The following is a 20,260-nucleotide window of genomic DNA, read 5'->3' on the forward strand; positions in this document are numbered from 1 at the left end:
AAAAATTTTTCAAATATAAAAAGGTCGTCTGAAAAATCTTCAGACGATTTTTTTGTTATGTTTACAGTTGTAATGATACGTTTGCTTGAATTAAATACCATTTATCTGAAATAAATTGCTGGTTTATGAGAATATGGTATTTTTACAGGAATCAGAAATTGATAATGGATTGTATTTCAGCTGGCCTGATTAATCAGAAATATGTTACAGGAAGAGTAAAAGTGGAATGTGGAAAAGATAGGGTATTGAAGAAGCTATCAGCTCTAATAGCAGTTTTGGGTTCATTCGCTTTGGCAGCTTGTTATCCATCTTCAGAAAATAAGGAAGAAGTAGAAATGGACAATCAGATACCCATAACAGGCTTTGAAAGAAATATTAAAATTGATTTGGATGGGACGTTGCTGAGCGTACCTTACGGTTATTTGGCAGGTTCGTCCCGAAATTCGGCAACAAGATGGATGTCGGATGAGGAAAAAATCTATAAGGGCGGTAGGTTTGATATTTACGTCCATGCCAAACGCAAAGGAGATTCTTGGATTTTAGAGCCTTTTAATCGGAAGAATAAAGATAAATTTGTTAAGGCATTGAAGGATGGTCTGCCGATGATAGACACTATTTCGATTCAGAAAAATTCTGAATGCCTTTTAGATCCCAAGTATGTTACGAAAATGATGTTCAGGTACGGTTCAAAAGAAATAACTTCTTATTCTAAAGACTATAAAGCATATGAAAGGTTTAATGCAGAACCGTTCTATCATGAATTTAATTATATTAGAGATGATGAAAATCCAGTAAGAATACAAGTAAGGGATGATGGTAGAAAAAATGGAAAAAAACTTAATGAACCACATTTTTCAATCGCAGTTGACTCATGCATAAATGGTTTGTCAGTAGATTATTATCCTAGTATCAGTGTACATGAATATGGAAATTTTTCTAAGCAACCTTCTCAACAAGAGTTGATTGAATATCATCTAAAAATAGAGAAATTAATTAAAAGTTTTATCAAGTAATTTTATTTTAGGATTCTAACTTATGATTATTTTAAATAGATAACAACAGGCTGAGTTAAAAGGAAAAGAACTGTGTGGAGATGTTCTATCCGAGTTTGCTATATAATCGCGCCATCTTTGATGAACAAACATCGTCTGAAAGAACGTCTTAATTTTCAGACGACCTAAAATAAAACCAACATACAAAGGAGCCGAACCATGTTTCACAGCATCAACGCCTATACCGGCGAAACCCTTTGCCGCCGTCCTGCGCAGGGTTATGCAGAGTTTGCACAAGAATTGGCAGCGTTGAAGGTGCGCCAGCAGGCGTTTGCGCGGTTGGGCGTTACCGGGCGGACTGCTTTGCTGCAAGCTTTTGCCGAGCGTTTGGCGCAAAACAAGGAGCGGCTTGCGGAGATGGTTTGCGAAGAAGTCGGACGCTGCTTGCATGAATGCCGTGCCGAACTGGATAAATCCGTCGAGCTCATCCGATATTACGTCCGCCTTGCCCCCGAGTTGCTGGCGCATAAGACCATTGCTACGCAGGCGAGCCTCAGTCAGGTGCGTTTTGAGCCGTTGGGCGTTGTGCTTGCCGTCATGCCGTGGAACTATCCTGTCTGGCAGGTTTTGCGTTTCGCCATTCCTGCCCTGTGCGCGGGAAATGCTTGTGCCGTCAAACCTGCGCCCAGCGTTGCGCGGGTCAGCGCTGCGCTGTTGGAACTGGTTTCAGACGACCTCCCGTTGATTGGTGCGTGGCTGGACAACGACGATACGTTGAAAGCCATTGAAGACACCGATGCGATGGCGTTTACCGGCTCGACACGGACAGGCCGACTGCTCGCCGCCCATGCGGGAATGCACCTCAAGAAAACCGTCCTCGAACTCGGTGGCAGTAACCCTTTCATTGTCATGCCTGATGCGGATCTCGAACGTGCCGCCGTCGAAGCTTGTTATTCGCGTTTCCGCGACGCGGGTCAGTCTTGCAACGCAGCCAAACGAATCGTCGTAACCGAAGCCGTTGCCGACCACTTCATTCCCCTGTTCCTTGCCGAATGCGCCAAATTGCAAACGGGCGATCCCAAAGACCCTGCGACCACGCTTGCCCCGCTGCACCGTGAAGACTTGCGCGCAAACGTACACGCCCAAGTACAGGACGCAGTTGCACACGGCGCAGAAGTTTTGACGGGCGGTTTCATTCCCGAAGGAAAGGGCTGGTTTTACCCTGCCACCGTGTTGGACAAAGTGAATCTTGACTGCCGCGTTTGGAATGAAGAGGTTTTCGGGCCGGTCGCCATGATTTTGCGGGCGAAGGACGAGGAACACGCCGTCGCCCTTGCCAACGATACGCCCTACGGACTGGGCGCCAGTATCTATACCGCCGATACCCGCCGCGCTTGGGCATTTGCCGAAAAAATCCAAGCAGGCTCGGTCTTTATCAACCGCCACACCAGCAGCGACCTGCGCCTTCCCTTTGGCGGCGTCAAAGCCTCAGGTTACGGACGGGAATTGTCTGAATTCGGGTTGTATGAATTTGTGAACGTGAAAACGTATTGGCAGAAATAAGGAAGGATTGAAAAAGGTCGTCTGAAAATGCTGGGATTGTCTATATTGCGTTTTCAGACGACCTTCTTTTTGTTGAAGCGGCGGTTTGTTTTTCTCAATATTCTCCGTAGGAGTGATGTAATTGGAAATTTCCGATTATTGAATAAGGATTTTCATTTGCACCGGAATGACGGAATCTTTTTTATAGTGGATTAACTTTAAACCAGTACGGCGTTGCCTCGCCTTGCCGTACTATCTGTACTGTCTGCGGCTTCGTCGCCTTGTCCTGATTTAAATTTAATCCACTATATAAGGTCGTCTGAAAACCTATTTCAGACGACCTTCAAAGTCTCTTCACCGACATCACCGTATTTCTTTGGCTGCCTCTTGCTCCGCTTTATAACGGCGCAGGTAGGCAAGCGCAGCAGCTTTTTCTTCTTCGTTGCCATATTTGACATCGCGTTGGGCGCGGCGCAATTCGGCGCGCTCTTTGGCTTCTTCGATTTGCCGGTTTTTGAATGCTTCACGGTTGTCGGATGCAACCAGCTTGTCTTGTTGGGATTGTGCTTTCGCCATGGCTTTGGCAATCAAATCCATGGGATTGAAGGCAGGTTTGGCGGCAGCTTGGGTTTCGGCTTGAGTTTGCGCCTGCTTGGCTTTAACGGCGGCTTCGCGCTCGGCAAGCATGGCTTTGCGTTCCGCTTCGTCACGCGCTTTGCGTTCGGTGTGCCAATCAAAGCGGCTTTGCGCGTGTTCGGCGGCGGCGAAACGCGCTTCGGAAGAACGGCTCAGGCTGCGTGCGGCGGGGAGGTATTCCTGTTCGGAAGGTATCATGTCGATACAATCCACCGGACAAGGCGGGAGACAGAGTCCGCAGCCTGTGCATTCGTCGCTGATGACAGTGTGCATAAACTTGCTTGCGCCCATAATCGCATCGACAGGGCAAGCGCGGATGCAGGCGGTACAGCCGATACAGGCGGCTTCGTCTATCAAGGCGACGGCTTTGGGCTGCGTTTTGACCGGCACAACGCGCGGCTTGCCTAATAAGGCGGCAATATCGACCATCACCGCCTCTCCTCCGGGTGCGCACAGATTAACAGGCGCATCCTCGTGCAACAAAGCTTGTGCATAAGGCAGGCAGCCTTGATAGCCGCATTCTCGGCACTGAGTTTGCGGCAGCAGGCGGTTGATGGCTTGAAGGTCGGTCAGCATGGCGGATAGAGTCAAAATCGAAAAGGCGTATTTTATCGGGAAACGAAGTATAGGGGAATAAAGGGTTTGAAAATAAAAGAGATTCTTCTATCGTTTTGCAGCAAATTCAAGTAGGAATGTGAATGATGTTATAAGTATCCTGTATTTGAACCTCATACGGTGTGGCGGGCAGGAACGTGGATATGGAAGGTCGTCTGAAAATCCCGATTTCAGGTTTTCAGACGACCTTTGGCATGGGTGCGGTCAAGGCAGTTTGGGTCTGACTTTGACGCTTAAGGGCAAGTGGTCGGAGAGGCGTTGCCAGTTTTTGCCGTTGTGGATTTGGGAGTCTAGGACTTCCAAGTTGCGGGTATAGACGCGGTCGAGGCTGAGGACGGGTAGGCGGGCGGGGAAGGTTTTGGGGCGTTTACCGTTGCTGTCCACGAATACTTCGTTCAGGTTCAAGGCGTTGCCTAAGGACAGGGCGGATTTTTGCCGCCAGTCGTTGAAATCGCCGGCGAGAATCAGCGGGCTTTGCGGGTCGATGTGATGCACGACGTATTCGAAGATGGCACGGTATTGTTTGGCGCGGTCGGGTTCGCGCAGGTTGAGGTGGGCGCACAGGCAGACGAGTGGGGTTTCCCAGCCTTCGGGCAGGACTTCGCAATGGAGTACGCCGCGCTGTTCGAGTTTGTTGACGCTGATGTTGAGGTTGTGGCGGGTTTCCAGCGGCAGGCGGCTGAGGATGGCGTTGCCGTGGTGGCGCTGCGGGTAAACGGCGTTTTTGCCGTAGCTGCGGTTGTAGGAGAGGCGATCGCCGAGGATGTCGTAATGCGGTTTTTCGGGAAAATCGGGCAGCCTGCTGCTGCGGGTCAGGTGTTGACCTTGCACTTCCTGTAAAAACAGGACATCCGAGCCTATGCCGCGCAGCTCTTCCGCCATGCTGTCCACTTGGACTTTGCGGTTGAGCGCGGACATGCCTTTGTGCATGTTGTATGAGGTGATGGTAATCGGGCGGGGGGACATGATGTGTAACCGTAGTGTGTGAGTAGTTTGTCGTTGTATTAATAGTATAACACTGCAAGTGTTTGGTTTCAGTAAAGATTTGATGGTTGAACGGTTGCTTGGCGGTAAAACGTCGTCTGAAAGGTTTCAGACGACGTTTGAGGGGGGGACCGCGCAGAAAACGGTTTATTTTATGAATTCGTCCATGCCGTCTTCGCAGCGGATTTTTTGTTCGGACAGCGTGGCTTTGAGCAGGGCGTCGTTTTGCGGCAGGGCGTCGCGTTCGGCTTCGTGGTGCCAGAGGTGGTAGGCGATGCCGGCGAATTTGAGGTTGTGGCGTTTCATGCCGTTATGGAAGAGGCGGGCGACGAACTCGCTGTCTTCGCGTCCCCAGCCGACAAAGCGGTTGTCGAAGCCGTTGACGGCCAGCGCATCGCTGCGGAAAAAGCCCATATTGCAGGTTTTGATGCCTTTGTGTTTGCGGCTGCTTTGTCTGCCGATCAGGGAGGACAGGCTGCGGCAGCGCAGGGCGGAGAGGCGTTTTTCTATGCCTTGGCTGAACGCGGACAAATCGGGCAATTCGCCGGAATCTAAAATTTCCTGGGTGCGGCTTTGGGTCAGGATGACGCGCGAACCCTGTATCAGCCTGCCTTTGCGTGCGAGCTTGAGGTGGTCGGCGATGAAGGACGGGTCGAGTATCATGTCGCCGTCGATGAGGATGACGTAGTCGCTTTTTGCCTGCGCCAGCGCGCGGTTACGTGATTCGGCGGCGCGGAAGCCGTCGTCCGGCCGCCAAGAATGTTTGACGGGAATGTCGGTATGGCTGCGGATGAACTCGACGACTTCGGCGGTGTCTTGGCGTGAACCGTCGTCCGCGACGATGATTTCGTCGGGCAGGCGGGTTTGCGCGAGTGCGGATTTCAAAACCAGCTCCAGCGCGTCGGGACGGTTGTAGGTGGTTACAATCAGGGCGACGCTGATATTGCGGTTGCGCTCGTAAAGTTTGACATATTTGTAGTACGAACCTTGGGCATTGGCGATGGAAATGGTCAAGCCGTCCGCGCCGTAGGCGAAACCGCGTTTGAGCAGGTAGTTTTTGACAAACGATACGCTGCCGTGCAACAGGGCTTTGAAGGGCGAGCTGTCTTTTTTGTAGCGGTTTTCTTCGGCGTAGAGCGAGCTGTATTGCTGCATTTTTTGAATCAGCCCTTCGGCGTTTTCGAAGGAATAGTGTTTCAGACGACCTTCGAGCGGACGGACGTTTGCATCGGGCGGCAAGATCAGCGATTCATGTACCTGACGGTCGGAAAAACGGGTAAAACGGCGGTGGTAAAGGCGCGGGATAATGTCGGGATACCAGCCGCAGGCTTTGATCAGGCGGCCGTTGTAGTGGTTCAGGCGCGAGAGCGAGAAGATGTTTTGTTCTTTGTTTTCCGCCACGGCTTTGCGGATGGCGGCAATCAGTTCTCCGTCTGCCACTTCGTCGCTGTCTATGCTGAAGATCCAATTGTTTTGCGCGAGGCGGGCGGCAAGATTTTTCATCGGGCCGAAGCCGATGAAGTCGTATTTGTAATAACTGACGTTGGTGAAGCGTTCGGCGATTTCGAAGGTACGGTCGGTCGAGCCGTTGTCGAGCAGCAATACTTCGTCGAAGTCTTGAAGCGCGGTCAAAACTTCGTGCAGATAGCGTTCCGAATTTTTGACCAACATGGCTGCTGTGGCGGGAATTTTCGGGTTCATGATGAGGTCGTCTGAAAAGGGGTCATCTGAAAAATCAAAATCGGGAAATCAAGGCAGTTCGGCAATGGCGGCGGTCAGTTCTTCAAACATACGGTCGGCATCGACTTCGGTTATCCAAAGCGCATTGGGCGTTTTGCCGGTCGTGCCGTGCCAATCGACGGCGCACGCGCCGGTGGACAGTCCGCTTTGCGTCTCCACATCCACGCGGCACATCCTGCCTGAAAACAATTCGGGGAACACGGCACAGATAACGGCGCAAGGGTCGTGCAGCGGGCCGCCCTCCAAGCCGAACTGTTGAATGTCGAAGCGTTCGTAACTTTGCAAAATATCCGCCAAACGGCTGCCGTTGGCGTTTTTCAGACGACGTAGGCGGTTCATGCGTTCGGAAGTGATTTGCGCCTTGTGGGTAACGTCCAGCGGCAAAACCGTAATCGGCGCGCCGCTTTGCAGCACGATTTGCGCCGCGTGCGGGTCGGTGAAGAAATTGAATTCGGCGGCAGGCGTCATGTTGCCCGCTTCAAAATAATTGCCGCCCATCAAGACAATGCGTTTGATGGCGCGGACGGCTTCCGGCGCGATGCTCAACGCCAGCGCGATATTGGTCAGCGGGCCTATCGGGCACAAAGTCATCGAAGCGTCTTCGGCGCGGCTCAAGGTTTCCACCAAATATGCAACCGCGTGCTGCTTTTGCAAAGGACAGCGCGGCTCGTGCAACGCCGTACCGTCCAAGCCCGTTTTGCCGTGTACCGCTTCCGCCGTCTCCAGCTCGCGCAATAAAGGTTTGACTGCACCGGCGTAAACGGGGAAATCTTCCTCGCCCGCCCAATCGCAGACGATGCGCGCGTTTTTTGCCGTCAACGCCATGCCGACATTGCCGGCGACGACGGTCATGCCCAAAAAATCGACCAAGCCGCGCCGTGCCAGACCGTGTGCCGCCAAAATGGCTGCGGCATCGTCCTGCCCGGGGTCGGTATCGATAATCAAACGGATTTTTTCGTTCATCGCCATCGCTTGCGCCGTCTATGTGGAAAGCGTGTATTTTAACCGATATACCGCTACAATACGCATTTCCTTTTTTTCAGACGACCTCCTCCGATATGCAGCTTATCCTTGCGCCCATGCAGGGGCTGGTGGACGATGTGATGCGCGATTTGCTGACCCGTATCGGCGGCTACGACGAATGCGTCAGCGAGTTCGTCCGCATTACCCACACCGTCCATTCCCGTTCCACCTGGCTCAAATACGCCCCCGAAATCGCCAACGGCAACAAGACCCCCGCCGGCACGCCCTGTGCCGTCCAGCTTTTGGGCAGCGATGCCGACAATATGGCGGTCAACGCCTTGGAAGCCGTCCGTTTCGGCGCGGACAAAATCGACCTCAATTTCGGTTGTCCCGCGCCGACGGTCAACAAACACAAAGGCGGCGCGGTCCTGCTCAAAGAGCCGGACCTCATCCACCATATCGTCAAAACCCTGCGCCAACGCCTGCCCGAACACATCCCGCTCACAGGCAAAATGCGGCTCGGCTACGAAGACAAAAGCCTCGCGCTCGAATGCGCCGCCGCCATCGCCGAAGGCGGAGCCTGCGCCCTGACCGTACACGCCCGCACCAAAGTCGAAGGCTACGAACCGCCCGCGCATTGGGAATGGATACGCAAAATCCGCGAACACGTCGCCATCCCCGTAACCGCCAACGGCGACGTGTTCAGCCTCAAAGACTATATCGGCATTAAAGAGATGACGGGCTGCAACAGCGTCATGCTCGGTCGCGGCGCCGTCATCCGCCCCGATTTGGCGCGCCAAATCAAACAATACGAAAACGGCGAAGCCGTCCGCGATACCGATTTCGCCGAAGTTTCGGTGTGGATAAACCAATTTTTCCATTTGTGTCTCGCCAAAGAAGCGAACAACAAATACCCCGTCGCCCGCCTGAAACAATGGCTGGGCATGATGAAGAAAGAATTTGGAGAAGCGCAGGAATTGTTTGACGCGGTAAGGGCGGTCAAAGACGCGGAAGAAGTCGCGCGGATTTTGGCGGCGTTTGAAGACAAGATGAATGCCTGATAATGATGAGGTCGTCTGAAAGTTTTCAGACGACCTTTAAACCCATCGCCTAAGGCGGAATAAAATAAAAACAGGATGTTTCTAAGCCGTTATAGTGGATTAAATTTAAATCAGGACAAGGCGACGAAGCCGCAGACAGTACAGATAGTACGGAACCGATTCACTTGGTGCTTCAGCACCTTAGAAAATCGTTCTCTTTGAGCTAAGGCGAGGCAACGCCGTACTGGTTTAAAGTTAATCCACTATATTTCTCTTCCTGCGCAGGCGGGAGCAAGAAAGACGGTATGAATCGGTTTATTTGAATTTACTACATTTTCAGAAAGGACAATGATGCCTTACGTCAATATCAAGGTAACGGGCGGCAGCGAGGCTCCGAGTGCCGAACAGAAAGCCGAGCTTATCCGCGGTGTTACCGAGCTGCTTGCCCGTGTGTTGAATAAAAATCCGCAGACCACGGTCGTCGTCATTGATGAAGTGGACATGGATAACTGGGGTATCGGGGGTGAAAGCATTACCGTGCGCCGCGCCAAAGCGCAAAAATCGGGATAAGCGCGCCTTATCGGGAATAGATGCCGTCATATCAGCTTGCGTCTGCGCGAAAAAGGAAATGACAGCGATACAAAAAGCCGGTTTGGGATACTTGTCCGCAATGTTCGGATATGACTTTTTTCCTGTTCATCGAAACTCAAAAGGTCGTCTGAAACCGGATTTCAGACGACCTTTTTGTGTTTCTGCGCAGCGGCTTATTCTTCCGGAGCGCGGAAGGTGTCGTGGCAGGATTTGCAGCTTGCGCCGGTTTCGCCGTAAGCGGCTTTGATTTCTTCCAGCTTGCCGGTTTGCGCGGCGGCGTTCAGTTTTTCAACGGCTGCGGCGAATTTGTCTTCTTCGGCTTTGAATTTAGCCGCATCAGACCAAACCGCAGGCAGGGCGCGGCCGTTGCCTTTGTCGTCAGATTGGAAGAAGGTGAAAGGTTTTTTGCTGGTTTCGGCAAAAGTTGCCGCAGCCTGCTTGAATTTTTCCACGTCGTAAGGCTCTTCGCCTTTTACCATTTTGCCCATGCTGGAGAACTCGGGCATCATGGATTTGAACGCGGTGGTACGGTCTTCGGAGATCGGACCTTTGGGTTGCGCGGGTGCGCCGCCACCGCAGGCGGCAAGGGTGAGGGCAGCGAGCAGCGCCGCTGAGAAGAGTTTGGTATTCATGGCTTTGGTGTCCTGTGATAGTATTTTGTTATTCATATTTTTCAGACGACATCCGAAGAGGTCGTCTGAAAAGTCGTAATCATACCTGAAATGGGTTTACAAAACGAGAAAAGAAAGGAAATAGTTATGGCGATTTTGGTTACCGGCGCGTCAGCCGGTTTCGGCGAGGCGATGTGCCGCACGTTTGTACAGGCCGGTTATTCCGTTATCGGCGCGGCGCGGCGCAGCGAGAAACTGCAGGCATTGGCGGCCGAATTGGGCGAGCGGTTTTATCCTTTGGAAATGGACGTTTCGCGTACCGAGTCGATACGCAACGCGCTCGACAGCCTGCCTGAAAATTTTGCCGAAATCGATTGCCTGATCAACAACGCCGGATTGGCGTTGGGTTTGGAAACGGCGGACAAAGCAGATTTCGGCGATTGGGAAACCATGATTCAAACGAACATCGTCGGTCTGACTTTCCTGACGCGCCAAATCCTGCCGCAAATGGCGGAGCGCAAACAAGGCTATATCATGAATTTGGGTTCGATTGCCGGCAGCTATGCCTACGAGGGCAGCAACGTGTACGGCGCGACCAAGGCGTTTGTGCGCCAGTTCAGCATGAACCTGCGCGCGGAATTGGCAGATAAAAACATCCGCGTCACCAACATCGAGCCGGGTTTGTGCGGCGGTACCGAGTTTTCCAATGTCCGCTTTAAGGGCGATGACGAGCGGGCGGAAAAGGTTTATGAGAACGTCGAATCCATCCGGCCGCAAGACATTGCGGATACGGCTTTGTGGCTCTATCAGCGTCCGGCGCACATGAACGTCAACTCCATCGAAATCATGCCCGTCGCCCAAACGTTTGCCGGTATGAAAGTGATCCGCAATACGCTGCCCGTACCTGTGCAGACGGAGAATTTCGAGAAACAGAGTATGTCTTTGTTTGCACGGATTAAGTCGTGGTTCAAATAGGGTTTTGAAAGAAGAAAGGTCGTCTGAAAATTGAACTGGCCCCCAAATCTTGGACACTCATAAAAGCCTTTTCAGGCGCTCTGTGCAAGCTGGGTTCTGTATGCGACAGGACTCAGCTTTTTCAATTTCAGACTGCAACGCTCCCGGTTGTAGTAATCCATATAGTCATCTATCTGCTTCATCAATTCGTCCACCGTCAATTCTCCTGCGTTATAGAAACACTCCGTCTTCAACACCGCAAAGAAGCTTTCCATCGGCGCATTGTCCCAGCAGTTCGCCTTTCGCGACATGCTTTGAACCATGGAATGCTCCGCAAGCAATTCCCTATATCCCGCCGTACGGTACAGCACGCCTTGGTCCGAATGAAGCATCGTTCCTTCGCCGGTCAGCCGGGGTGCGGCTTTTTCGAGCATTTCCTTCACCATTTCGCTGTTAGCATTGCGGCTCATGGCGTAGGCGACGATTTCTCGGTTGAACAGGTCCAAGATTGGCGAGAGGTACAGTTTGCCGTCCTTTCCTTTGAGTTCGGTCACGTCGGTCAGCCATTTCTCGTTGGGCTTTTCGGCTGTGAATAGGCGTTTGAGGAGGTGTTCCGATATCTCGCCCATGGCGGGATGGCGGTAGGCTTTTTTTGCCCGTATGAGGGCTTTCAGTTCCAACTGCTTCATCAACCGCGCTGCTTTTTTGCGGTTCCAATCCAATGCTGCGGCAATGCGCCTTTGTCCGTAGCGTCCTTTATGCCGTTTGTAGGTTTCGACAAGGAGGGCTTTGTCGGCCTCGTCGGGATCGGGTCGATCTTGGTGATGGTAGTAAAAGCTGCTTTTGGGCAGGTTTGCGATGTGCAGCAGGTATTTGAGCGGGTGTTGCGCCCTCAGTGTTTGGACGGTTTGGCTTTGTCCTTTTCGGTCCGCTTTTGGCTGAGGGCTTTTAACTCCTTTAGGTAGGCGACCTCTGCGCGCATATAGCACAACTCTTCGATAAGCTCCGCCTGTGTTTTTTCGTGGTCGGGTTTGTCGGCGATGAAGGGGTTTTTGCGGTGTTGGGGCATGGTTTTGGATTGGGGATGTTCGAGTGCGCCGATGCCGCCTTCTTGATAGGCGCGTATCCATCGTCGCAGGTGGGTTCGGGAGATGCCGTAGTGGTCTGCGGTACGCTGTTGGCTGCGTATATGCAGGTAGTGGAGTACGGCTTGGTATTTAAAGTGTAATGTATATTTGCTCATAAAAAAACTGCACCTTGTGAGTTGGAGGGGGGATGTCCAACTTTTGGGGTGCAGTTCAAATGGTTTCAGACGACCTTTTTAGTTAGGGATTTCAGGGTTTGACAGGTTTGCCGTTGATGCTGACGGAAGTCAGTTTCAAATCGTAGGTTTTGCCGTCGTCGGTATAGCTGATTTGGGCGGGGATGTTGCCCAAGGAGGTGGCGAAGGAATAGGTTACAGTGTCGTCGCCGCGTTGTACGCGGTATTTTTCGACGGGTATGGCTTTGCCGTTCAGGGTATAGCTGCCGCTGCCGATTTTGCTCATACCGCTGACGGGATAGATTTTTTTGCCGTTGGTGATGCTCAGGCGGGCGGGCAGTTTCGCATCGTTGGCGGCAAGCTGCCATGCCAGCGTGAATAAATCGCTGATGTTGCCGCCGACGGTTTCGGTTTGCAGCTCGCCTGTTTTACCGTAGGTAACCTGATTGCCTCGGAATTTGGCTTCGGCATAGGTTTTGCCGCCGCGGACATCTTTATAGTAACTCGGGCGGATGGTGTTGCCGCTGATGCTGCCGCCGGATTCGAAACGGATGTGGTAGAGCGGGACTTTGATGGTTGAGACGACTTTGTAGCCTTTACCGTTGCGGGTAAAAGTCATGGTCGCGGGCAGGGTGAGTCCGTTGTAGTGTCCGGCATATTGCAGGGAGACGGATTGCGGTAAGTTGGCGGCATGGGCGCTAGAGATGAATACGGGTGATGCAAATGCAGCTATCATTAGGTTTAGGGATAAAGCGCGAAGATAGGGTTTCATGGCATTCCTCTATATATTTGATGTCGTGAAAATGCGTCGTTTTGCAATCGGTTAAATCGGTTATTATAAAGCTTAGTTCGTTAGGATATGACTAATTACTTATAGAAATGCAAAAGGCCGGAGTTTATCCGGCCTTTTAAGGGTTTTAAGCCAAGAGGGTTTGTCCTTCGGCGTTGCGTTCTGAGTTGAACACGCGGTTACCTTCGATTTTCAGACGACCTGCGACAAAATCGGCAACGGCTTGCGGGAAAAGGCGGTGTTCGACGGTAAGGACGCGTGCGGCAATGTCGTCGGGCGTGTCGCCGTCGAGTATCGGGACGATGCCTTGCGAGATAATCGGACCACAGTCCAGTTCAGGGGTTACAAAATGGATGGTACAGCCTGCGACGCGGCAGCCGGCTTCAAGGGCGCGTTCGTGGGTGTGCAGGCCGGTAAATGAGGGGAGGATGGACGGGTGGATGTTGATCAGGCGGTTTTGGTAATGGGCGCAGAATTCGGGCGTGAGGATGCGCATAAAGCCTGCGAGGACGACTAGGTCGGGTTGATAGACGTCGATTTTCTCCACCATGGCTTGGTCGAAAGCGAGGCGGCTGGGGAAGTCTTTGTAATTGAGGCTGTCGGTGGCGATGCCGCGTTCGGCTGCCCAAGCCAGTCCGGCGGCGGTTGCGCTGTTGCTGAGGACGGCGGCGATGCGGGCGTCTGGAATGGCGGCATTGACGATGGCCTGCATATTGCTGCCGCGGCCGGAGATGAGGATTTTTCAGGCAGCCATTGTATAGCAAAATAAAATCGGAATGCTATGCATGATACGGATGGGAATCGGATTTGCGAAGGTCGTCTGAAACGGATAAACCGCGCTATTGCTGCCTGAGAACAGATAACGGCAGTTGGGGTGGATTCGTAATGAAAAATGCCCGAAACGGATTGGGTTCGGGCATTGGGTTAAAGCGCGGGCTTATTGGACTTTTTTGATGTCAACTTGACCGGGGGCAGGTTGGAAGTCTTCGGGTTTGCCGATTTTAACTAGCTTCACGTCGAATACCAAAGTGGAATTCGGACCGATTTTCCCACCGGGAACTGCCTGATCGCGGTAGGCAAGTTTGGACGGGATATAGAAGGTGGCTTCGCCGCCTTCTTTCAAAAGCTGGATACCCTCGGTCCAGCCGGGGATGACTTGGCTGACAGGGAAGGTAACAGGACCACCATTGGCTTTACTGCTGTCGAAGACGGTACCGTCAATCAGGCGGCCTTCGTATTCAACGACGACGATGTCGTCTTTGGTAGGCTGTTTGCCTTCGCCTTCTTTGGTGATTTTGTATTGCAGGCCGGAAGCGGTGGTTTTCACGCCTTCTTTAGTCGCATTTTCTTTGAGGAACGCTTCGCCTTTTTCCAAGTTGGCTTTGGCGTCAGCTTGAAGTTTTTCTGCGGCTTTGGTTTGTTGTTCGGTCAGGAATTTCATCATGACTTCCTGCGCCTGGGCTTCGGTCATTTTGTTTTCTTTGTCTTCATAAGAAGCCTGCATGGCTTCGATGAAGACTTTCATATCAATTTCCGCACCTTGATCTTTCATTTGTTTCAAAGATCTGCCGATGTCCATACCCATTGCGTAGCTGGCTTGTTGGGCCGGTGTACCGATAGAAGATGCGTCTGTTGCGGCAGAAGCTACGGATGCGGGAGCAGAGGCAGCCGGAGGTGTATTAGTGTCTTTTTTGTCGCAGGCGGTCAGTGCCAATGCGGCGGCGATTGCCAATGCGCTGAATTTGAAAGTTTTGTTCATGGTGTTTTCGTCTTTTAAAAGGGTCAGTAAAACAAAGTCGGGATTATAGCCCAGTTTGATTCAAAAGGAATCAAAGCTGTTTAAATTTTTGGCTTGGATTGTAAAGCTGTTTTCAGACGACCTTCGGTTTCAGGCTTTTCCAGTCATATTGTGGTGTTCGATGGTAAAGCCGCTTTTTCTGTATGCGCTGAAGCGTTCGCGTGCGTCGGCGAGTTCTTCTAAACTGCTGCCTACGATTTCGAGTACGCGGGCGGGGATGACAGGGGCTTCGTTCCAAAAGTCGGGCGAGAGGTTGAGGACGGTGGCGTTTTCAAGTACGGTGGGCAGTGTGTTGCCGAATGCGAGCCATACGGGTGTTTCAGACGACATGGGTTGGTCAGGCTGCCAGATTTCGTGCGGAATGAAACTTTCGGGGATTTGCTGCCAAAGGTCGCGGTCGAGGCGGCGGATGGTCTCGGCAGAATCTGACCACACCAATATCTGTCCGCCGTCGCGTATGGCGCGCGCAATCAGGCGGCAGGCGAAGGCGGCGGGGTCGGCGGCGTGGGTGTAGAAAGTAGCTTTAGGCATGGCGAGGGAGTGGGGTGGGGAAATGGGGATTATAGTGAAAACGGGTTGAAAGGGCTATTGGGCTTCCTGAATTGGATTTCAAACCTTTTGTCTTTGTTTTTTCAGACGACCTTTTTTGCGGCAGTCAGCCCTGTTCCAACACCTTCCGCGCCGCTTCCGCGCCCCAATACAAAGCTTCTTCGAATACCGAATAGCCGCTCAAATCGCTGTGGGCAAACAGTAATCCTGACGCTCGGTTTCTGATTTTTAACAAAGATTCGTCGTTCAGATACCCGACTTTCGGTACGCTCATGCCGTGTCCGCGCACTGTAACATCGACGTGTGAAACGTGTTGCCAGAAGCCCTCTCCGTAGGCGGCGATCAAGTCTTTGGCGGCCAAGTCGCGCAGTTCTTCGTCGGAGGCGTCGAGCAGTTGGCGGCGGACGGCTTGCGGGGTGTCGTGGTTGAGCGCGGCGTAGGCGGTGAAGATGGTGCGTTCGGGACGGGCGACGCGGATGAGCTGGTTGGTGGCGACGACGTAGCCGAGTCCTTGGCTGCCATAGATGACGTTATCCCACGCCGTTTCGCTGTTGTTTTTTTCTTTCGGGAAGCTGTGCAGCTCGAAATTGGCGACCAACCACGGGGCGTATTCGGGAATGTTCAAACCGTATTGCGCGGGATTTTCGACGATGCGGGCGGCAACCATCAGCGGCATGGCGGAAATAACGTGTTGCGCGGTCAGGGCGACGGTTTCGCCGCTTGAATTGTCGCGCAGCCAAACTTCGATACGGTCGTCTGAAAGCGGTTTGATTTTGACGGCGGATGCGTTGACGGAAGCGGGTTTATCTAGGTGGATGCGGTTTTCAGACGACCATTGCCAACCTTCCTGCAAACCGGCATGGCGGCGCAGGTTTTCGGAAAGGTGCGCCAGACCTTCGGCCCAAGTGAGGACGGTTTCCGCGCTGTTGCGGGCGGCGAAGTAATGCAGTCCGGCAAAGGCGGATACTTGCGCTATGCCCTGCCCGTAATCGTCGCGGCAGCAGTAATCGAGATACCACAAGAGTTCGGGCGAAGTGTAGCCTTCTTGCGTAAGCCATTTTTTGAACGTCAGGCTATCGAGTTTGCGCCACGTTTCGTCTGCCGATGACAGGGCTATCGGAATGGCGAAAATCTTTTTGCCGTCGCTGCCGTAAGCCTGTTTCAGACGACCGATTAAATCGAAAAAGCGTTTGGAATCCGCATCTTCTTTCGGCAACAGGTGTTCCTGCCATTTATCCTGATACAAAAGGCGCGACTCGGGTGCGTAAACCAAATCGGTTTCCCTGAACCTACCGTCCGATTGCAAGATACCAAAATCCGCCAGCATCTCGCGCACATACGCGCTCTCTTTCGACGGCAAGGCAAGATAATGCGCGCCGCTCGGCGCTTTCAGGCCGTCTGAAGCGGCGTAGGCAGCATTGTTGCCATTGCGCTCGAACCCTTCCGCCAGCAATACATCACGATGACTGTGTTTCGCCAGATACCACAACGCCCCCAAACCCGCCGCGCCGCCACCGAGTATCAGCGTATTGCATTCGTAACGTCGAGTCGGCGGATTGAGCAATTTCCCGTCGCGCAACAAATGCCCCAACGGCAGCCCGACGCGGTTGACGGAAACCGGCGGTTTGCGGTTGAGGCGGTTATAAGTCAGCCAAGAAAAAGATGACGCGGCGGCAAGCGCGGCGGTGTAACTGAGGAATTGACGGCGTGTCGGCATGGGGTTGGATGTTGGTTTAGGGTTCTGATAGGTCGTCTGAAAAAATTAAGACGGTTTCAGACGACCATTACAGGTTTTATTATTCTATTGGCGGCTCTATATCGTCCAATATTCCTTCGCCACGTTGCGCAATCGTCCAAACGGCCTGTTCCGCCGCCAATTCCCTGCACAATATTTCCTTCACTCTTTCCAACTTCATGCCGCCGCAGATAAATGCGTCTATGGCGGCGAAGCGGTGTTCCGGCCAAGTGTGGATGCTGATGTGGGATTCGGCGAGCAGTAAGATGCCGGTAATGCCGCCTGCGCCGCCGAAGGTGTGGAAACGTTCGGCGAGAACGGTGGCTTCTGCGGCTTGGGCGGCGGTTTTGAGGGCGTTTTTCAGACGACCTTCGTCTTTCAAGACAGCTTCATCACAGCCATATAAATCTAAAAGGCCGTGGTTGCCGGGGATATGGGTCATTTATGGCCTCCGGAATAACCGCTACCGCCGTAATAACCGCCGCCGTAATAGCCGCCGGAGTGCATACGCGAGCCGTCGGAGTCGGAAGAGCCGTAGCTGATGATCATGGAGATGACGATGATGATAGTGCTGAAAATGATGTAAGTGGTTCTCGACATGGTTTAATCCTCGTCCTCGTCTTTTTTGCCCATAGTCCACATTAACCAGGCTCCTATGAAGATGACGGAGGGGGTGGCAGGATTGTCGCTGATTATCAGAGCAGGGAGGTTGACGACAACCAAAATGGCGGTCATTACGATTCTCAGTGATTTATCAATACCGTCTGCCGCCATTTTTGCGGTGTAATGCGGTGCGCGGCTGCTCAGGCTAAATGCCTCGGCAACTTCGCTGTAATCAATTGGCACGCTTTTGCTCCATGCCATTTCGTGCGTGTTCAATTCGGCAGAAAGTTTGCGGTTTTGTCCGTCGCGGTAGTCGCTGTAATAGTTCAAATCGCCGCTGCGGATGCGCCAGTAGAACGCGCCGGCCGCGACTTCGACCCTGCCGCCGTAGTCGTAAAGTTTGCCGCAGCCTTGCGGTTGGCGGTTGCGGTCGAGGCGCGGCCATGTATTTTGGGTTTGGGAAAGGCTCCAGCCGTCATCGGATTCGACCAGCCACAGGAAACCTTGCGTCGGGTTGTAAAGCAGATATTCCGACCATTGTCCTTCGGGCGTGAGCACGCGGTTGGCGCCGTTAAACAGGTTGTCGAATGTTTCCTGTGCGTCGGTTTCGGAGTATCTGACTGCGCCCATAACGTAAAATTCGCGGTTTTTCAGACGACCTTTCGAACCGACGGGCAGGGTAAACAGGCTTTGCTGCGCCATGCGCATGTCGTTGGCGGTAATGAGTTCGGCTTTTTCTTTGCCGATTGCCAATTCGCTGCCGCAGCTTGGGCAGTTGAGATGGGGGGTGAGGCCGCTGACCCAGTGGACGGACGAGCCGCAGTTGGGGCAGTTCTCAGAGGCGATGCTGCCTTTCAGACGGCCTGCGCTTTCTTTGATTTCATCTTCGCTGCGGGTGTTTTCCAGCTTCAAATCATCCAAGTTCACCATGCGGCCGAAGAAGGTTTCGGGGGTGTCGCCGCTGTAATCGAGCGTGATGAAAAGATCTTCGCAACGCCAGTCGGCGACTTTGTTCTGACGGTCTTCGTTCAAAACAAACGGCAGCTCGCCCTGCGCGGCAGCGCGTTTCAGGCTGATGTGGCGCACGTCTGAGGCGACATAGCGTTTGTTTTGGAAAGTCAGTTCGCTAAATCCCGCCCGAATGTCCTCAAAGCGCGGCGGGTTGTCGGTTTCGACGGGCATGGTCATCACATACAAATCGCCTGCTTCCGAAAGCCAGCCCGTCCTGCCGTCGTCAAACAGCGCGTACCATTCGTTCCATGCGCCGTCGTCGTATTGCACCTGAAGCCGTCCGACCAGGGTGAAGCGTTGCGTAACGAATGTGCCGGTCGTACCGATTTGCAGCGGGCTGAAATCTTCCAGCAATGCGGAATCGCGGCCGGAATCGACGATACCGTCATCCTGCCGCACCAGCATGCTGTTGCAGTAGCCGCATACCAGCGTAACGGCTGAGGCGGAATGCGCTTCGACAGGCGCGCCGCAGCTCGGGCAGTCGGTTTTAAAGAAGGGGGTGTTTGACATGTTTGCTTTTTCGAGTGGAGAGGAAGGTTTCAGACGACCTTTTTACAGCGCGGATTTGAATAAAAACTTACCGTGTCGTCATCTCCGCACAGGCGGGAATCCATTTTTGAGATTCAGAAACGGTTTTTCAAATCAGGGTTTCTTAAGTTTGACGATGGATTCCCGCCTGAGCGGGAATGACGACACTGAATTTTGATGTAAAAACGAATTTTTAAAACCACCGACAGGTCGTCTGAAACCGTTTTCAGACGACCTTCTTAATATCAGCCGATCAACTGCTTCAACACTTCCGCTTTGGCTTTATCGTAATCCTCTTGAGCAATCAAACCGCCATCCAACAGAGATTTGAGTTTCGCCAATTTTGCCTGCGGGTCTTCGGAGGTCGTCTGAATGCTTTGCGCGGGTTGGGCTGCCGGTTGCGCCGCGGGCTGCATCATACCCGCCATCGCGCCAGCCATTGCCTGACCGACGCCTGCGCCGACACCTAAGCCTGCGCCGATTCCGGCAAGCCCGCCTTCGTTTTGCGCGGCAAGCGGGATAGCTTCGGCGGTTTGGTATTGGGTGTAGCGTCCCAAGTCGCCGATGACGCCCATGGAAATTTTCTTATCTAACGCTTCTTGGATGGCGGCAGGCAGAGTGATGCTTTCGACGGTGAAGTTTTCCAGCGTCAAGCCGAGTTTGGCAAATTCCGCGCCGAGCAATTCACCGATTTTTTGCGACAGCAAAACTTGGTTTGCCGCCATGTCTAAAAACGGAATACCGGAGCTGCCGAACGCCGCCGCGAGTTGGGTTACGGCGATATTGCGCAACTGGGCTTCCAACTCCGCGCCGCTGTATTCTGCCGCTACGCCGCTGACTTCTTTAAAGAATTTTGCCGGATCGCTGATGCGGTAGGCGTACATGCCGAACGAGCGCAACTGCACCGCACCGAACTCGGCATCGCGTACGGTAACGGGTTGAGACGTACCCCATTTTCGCGCAAGTTGTTGTTTGGTATTGAAAAAGTAAACGTCAGATTTAAACGGGGATTCAAAGAGCTTGTCCCAGTTTTTCAGGTTGGTCAGCAGCGGCAGCGTTTGCGTGTTGAGTGTATAACGGCCCGGTCCGAACACGTCGGCGGTTACACCCTCGTCAACAAACATCGCCATCTGCGCCTCACGCACGGTCAGGCTCGCGCCGTTTTGGATTTCCTCGTCGGCAATCGGGAAACGCCACATCAGCAGGCTGTCGTCGGGATTCGGCCATTGGATGACGTCGATAAACTGTTTCTTGATAAAGTTGAACATTGCGGTTCCTTATTTTGAAGAATGGAATAACACGGAGCGGGGCGGAAAT

21 protein-coding genes and 1 pseudogene are annotated in these 20,260 nt (G+C 52.9%); 5 read left to right on the top strand and 17 right to left on the bottom strand.

Annotated features, from left to right (window positions below; genetic code table 11):
- Window positions 1-164: 164 nt before the first annotated feature.
- Window positions 165-1,013 carry an RTX iron-regulated FrpC family protein gene (locus MON37_RS04485; protein WP_242883774.1) on the top strand — a complete coding sequence of 283 codons (849 nt, stop codon included), beginning with the start codon at window positions 165-167 and terminating at the stop codon, window positions 1,011-1,013.
- A 198-nt stretch (window positions 1,014-1,211) separates the two neighbouring features.
- Entirely contained in the window at window positions 1,212-2,555 is a 1,344-nt protein-coding gene (locus MON37_RS04490; protein WP_039405548.1) for an aldehyde dehydrogenase family protein, read from the top strand.
- Between the two features lie 184 nt (window positions 2,556-2,739).
- Here the strand turns inward: MON37_RS04490 and MON37_RS12440 are convergent.
- The 5 genes and pseudogenes from MON37_RS12440 to MON37_RS04510 all read right to left on the bottom strand — a co-directional run.
- Window positions 2,740-2,850, bottom strand: a pseudogene (locus MON37_RS12440) (IS5/IS1182 family transposase); the annotation flags it as partial.
- A gap of 47 nt (window positions 2,851-2,897) precedes the next feature.
- A complete protein-coding gene (locus MON37_RS04495) occupies window positions 2,898-3,746 on the bottom strand; it encodes an RnfABCDGE type electron transport complex subunit B (protein WP_039405545.1) in 849 nt (282 codons plus the stop codon).
- Between the two features lie 243 nt (window positions 3,747-3,989).
- Window positions 3,990-4,751 carry an endonuclease/exonuclease/phosphatase family protein gene (locus tag MON37_RS04500; protein ID WP_039405542.1) on the bottom strand — a complete coding sequence of 254 codons (762 nt, stop codon included), beginning with the start codon at window positions 4,749-4,751 and terminating at the stop codon, window positions 3,990-3,992.
- Window positions 4,752-4,916: 165 nt separating this feature from the next.
- A complete protein-coding gene (locus MON37_RS04505) occupies window positions 4,917-6,470 on the bottom strand; it encodes a glycosyltransferase family 2 protein (RefSeq protein WP_039405539.1) in 1,554 nt (517 codons plus the stop codon).
- Window positions 6,471-6,518: 48 nt separating this feature from the next.
- Entirely contained in the window at window positions 6,519-7,478 is a 960-nt protein-coding gene (locus MON37_RS04510; protein ID WP_082013587.1) for a nucleoside hydrolase, read from the bottom strand.
- 89 nt (window positions 7,479-7,567) lie between these two features.
- On the opposite strand from MON37_RS04510, the gene MON37_RS04515 reads away from it, so the two are divergent.
- Complete coding sequence (locus tag MON37_RS04515; protein ID WP_039405537.1) at window positions 7,568-8,533, top strand: tRNA dihydrouridine synthase; 966 nt, start codon at window positions 7,568-7,570, stop codon at window positions 8,531-8,533.
- 330 nt (window positions 8,534-8,863) lie between these two features.
- Complete coding sequence (locus tag MON37_RS04520) at window positions 8,864-9,082, top strand: tautomerase family protein (RefSeq protein ID WP_039405535.1); 219 nt, start codon at window positions 8,864-8,866, stop codon at window positions 9,080-9,082.
- Window positions 9,083-9,276: 194 nt separating this feature from the next.
- On the opposite strand, the gene MON37_RS04525 is transcribed toward MON37_RS04520, so the two are convergent.
- A complete protein-coding gene (locus MON37_RS04525) occupies window positions 9,277-9,735 on the bottom strand; it encodes a c-type cytochrome (protein WP_003763338.1) in 459 nt (152 codons plus the stop codon).
- 126 nt (window positions 9,736-9,861) lie between these two features.
- On the opposite strand from MON37_RS04525, the gene MON37_RS04530 reads away from it, so the two are divergent.
- Window positions 9,862-10,689, top strand: coding sequence for an SDR family oxidoreductase (locus MON37_RS04530; protein ID WP_039405532.1), 828 nt, complete (start codon window positions 9,862-9,864; stop codon window positions 10,687-10,689).
- A 71-nt stretch (window positions 10,690-10,760) separates the two neighbouring features.
- Here MON37_RS04530 and MON37_RS04535 read toward each other — a convergent pair whose 3' ends face one another.
- The 11 genes from MON37_RS04535 to MON37_RS04585 all read right to left on the bottom strand — a co-directional run bounded on the left by MON37_RS04535 (window position 10,761) and on the right by MON37_RS04585 (window position 20,211).
- Complete coding sequence (locus MON37_RS04535; protein WP_242883576.1) at window positions 10,761-11,657, bottom strand: IS3 family transposase; 897 nt, start codon at window positions 11,655-11,657, stop codon at window positions 10,761-10,763.
- Entirely contained in the window at window positions 11,561-11,911 is a 351-nt protein-coding gene (locus MON37_RS04540) for a helix-turn-helix domain-containing protein (protein WP_242883573.1), read from the bottom strand. The genes MON37_RS04535 and MON37_RS04540 overlap by 97 nt, the downstream gene beginning before the upstream one ends.
- A gap of 91 nt (window positions 11,912-12,002) precedes the next feature.
- Entirely contained in the window at window positions 12,003-12,701 is a 699-nt protein-coding gene (locus MON37_RS04545; RefSeq protein WP_039404606.1) for a DUF3108 domain-containing protein, read from the bottom strand.
- Window positions 12,702-12,846: 145 nt separating this feature from the next.
- Window positions 12,847-13,431, bottom strand: coding sequence for a phosphoribosylglycinamide formyltransferase (purN, locus tag MON37_RS04550; RefSeq protein ID WP_242883777.1), 585 nt, complete (start codon window positions 13,429-13,431; stop codon window positions 12,847-12,849).
- A gap of 225 nt (window positions 13,432-13,656) precedes the next feature.
- Complete coding sequence (locus MON37_RS04555; RefSeq protein ID WP_039404600.1) at window positions 13,657-14,478, bottom strand: FKBP-type peptidyl-prolyl cis-trans isomerase; 822 nt, start codon at window positions 14,476-14,478, stop codon at window positions 13,657-13,659.
- 129 nt (window positions 14,479-14,607) lie between these two features.
- Window positions 14,608-15,048, bottom strand: coding sequence for a DNA polymerase III subunit chi (locus tag MON37_RS04560; protein WP_019270068.1), 441 nt, complete (start codon window positions 15,046-15,048; stop codon window positions 14,608-14,610).
- 124 nt (window positions 15,049-15,172) lie between these two features.
- On the bottom strand, window positions 15,173-16,783 hold the full coding sequence (locus MON37_RS04565) for an NAD(P)-binding protein (protein ID WP_039404596.1): 1,611 nt from the start codon (window positions 16,781-16,783) through the stop codon (window positions 15,173-15,175).
- 79 nt (window positions 16,784-16,862) lie between these two features.
- Window positions 16,863-17,243: an adenosylmethionine decarboxylase gene (gene speD, locus MON37_RS04570; RefSeq protein WP_039404593.1), complete on the bottom strand. Its 381-nt coding sequence runs from the start codon at window positions 17,241-17,243 to the stop codon at window positions 16,863-16,865.
- Window positions 17,240-17,401 carry a hypothetical protein gene (locus MON37_RS04575; RefSeq protein WP_167333215.1) on the bottom strand — a complete coding sequence of 54 codons (162 nt, stop codon included), beginning with the start codon at window positions 17,399-17,401 and terminating at the stop codon, window positions 17,240-17,242. Before MON37_RS04575 ends, speD begins: the two co-directional genes overlap by 4 nt.
- A gap of 3 nt (window positions 17,402-17,404) precedes the next feature.
- Window positions 17,405-18,925, bottom strand: coding sequence for a DUF4178 domain-containing protein (locus MON37_RS04580; RefSeq protein WP_209323743.1), 1,521 nt, complete (start codon window positions 18,923-18,925; stop codon window positions 17,405-17,407).
- A 263-nt stretch (window positions 18,926-19,188) separates the two neighbouring features.
- A complete protein-coding gene (locus tag MON37_RS04585) occupies window positions 19,189-20,211 on the bottom strand; it encodes an SPFH domain-containing protein (RefSeq protein WP_039404589.1) in 1,023 nt (340 codons plus the stop codon).
- Window positions 20,212-20,260: the final 49 nt, after the last annotated feature.

The sequence above is a fragment of the Morococcus cerebrosus genome (assembly GCF_022749515.1).
In the GTDB taxonomy this organism is placed as follows: domain Bacteria; phylum Pseudomonadota; class Gammaproteobacteria; order Burkholderiales; family Neisseriaceae; genus Neisseria; species Neisseria cerebrosa.

Excerpts from the sequence above, each read along its gene's own strand:
- MON37_RS04485 (WP_242883774.1), top strand. The coding sequence starts at position 165 with ATGGATTGTATTTCAGCTGGCCTGATTAATCAGAAATATGTTACAGGA.
- MON37_RS04490 (WP_039405548.1), top strand. The coding sequence starts at position 1,212 with ATGTTTCACAGCATCAACGCCTATACCGGCGAAACCCTTTGCCGCCGT.
- MON37_RS04495 (WP_039405545.1), bottom strand. The coding sequence starts at position 3,746 with ATGCTGACCGACCTTCAAGCCATCAACCGCCTGCTGCCGCAAACTCAG.
- MON37_RS04500 (WP_039405542.1), bottom strand. The coding sequence starts at position 4,751 with ATGTCCCCCCGCCCGATTACCATCACCTCATACAACATGCACAAAGGC.
- MON37_RS04505 (WP_039405539.1), bottom strand. The coding sequence starts at position 6,470 with ATGAACCCGAAAATTCCCGCCACAGCAGCCATGTTGGTCAAAAATTCG.
- MON37_RS04510 (WP_082013587.1), bottom strand. The coding sequence starts at position 7,478 with ATGGCGATGAACGAAAAAATCCGTTTGATTATCGATACCGACCCCGGG.
- MON37_RS04515 (WP_039405537.1), top strand. The coding sequence starts at position 7,568 with ATGCAGCTTATCCTTGCGCCCATGCAGGGGCTGGTGGACGATGTGATG.
- MON37_RS04520 (WP_039405535.1), top strand. The coding sequence starts at position 8,864 with ATGCCTTACGTCAATATCAAGGTAACGGGCGGCAGCGAGGCTCCGAGT.
- MON37_RS04525 (WP_003763338.1), bottom strand. The coding sequence starts at position 9,735 with ATGAATACCAAACTCTTCTCAGCGGCGCTGCTCGCTGCCCTCACCCTT.
- MON37_RS04530 (WP_039405532.1), top strand. The coding sequence starts at position 9,862 with ATGGCGATTTTGGTTACCGGCGCGTCAGCCGGTTTCGGCGAGGCGATG.
- MON37_RS04540 (WP_242883573.1), bottom strand. The coding sequence starts at position 11,911 with ATGAGCAAATATACATTACACTTTAAATACCAAGCCGTACTCCACTAC.
- MON37_RS04545 (WP_039404606.1), bottom strand. The coding sequence starts at position 12,701 with ATGAAACCCTATCTTCGCGCTTTATCCCTAAACCTAATGATAGCTGCA.
- purN (WP_242883777.1), bottom strand. The coding sequence starts at position 13,431 with ATGCAGGCCATCGTCAATGCCGCCATTCCAGACGCCCGCATCGCCGCC.
- MON37_RS04555 (WP_039404600.1), bottom strand. The coding sequence starts at position 14,478 with ATGAACAAAACTTTCAAATTCAGCGCATTGGCAATCGCCGCCGCATTG.
- MON37_RS04560 (WP_019270068.1), bottom strand. The coding sequence starts at position 15,048 with ATGCCTAAAGCTACTTTCTACACCCACGCCGCCGACCCCGCCGCCTTC.
- MON37_RS04565 (WP_039404596.1), bottom strand. The coding sequence starts at position 16,783 with ATGCCGACACGCCGTCAATTCCTCAGTTACACCGCCGCGCTTGCCGCC.
- speD (WP_039404593.1), bottom strand. The coding sequence starts at position 17,243 with ATGACCCATATCCCCGGCAACCACGGCCTTTTAGATTTATATGGCTGT.
- MON37_RS04575 (WP_167333215.1), bottom strand. The coding sequence starts at position 17,401 with ATGTCGAGAACCACTTACATCATTTTCAGCACTATCATCATCGTCATC.
- MON37_RS04580 (WP_209323743.1), bottom strand. The coding sequence starts at position 18,925 with ATGTCAAACACCCCCTTCTTTAAAACCGACTGCCCGAGCTGCGGCGCG.
- MON37_RS04585 (WP_039404589.1), bottom strand. The coding sequence starts at position 20,211 with ATGTTCAACTTTATCAAGAAACAGTTTATCGACGTCATCCAATGGCCG.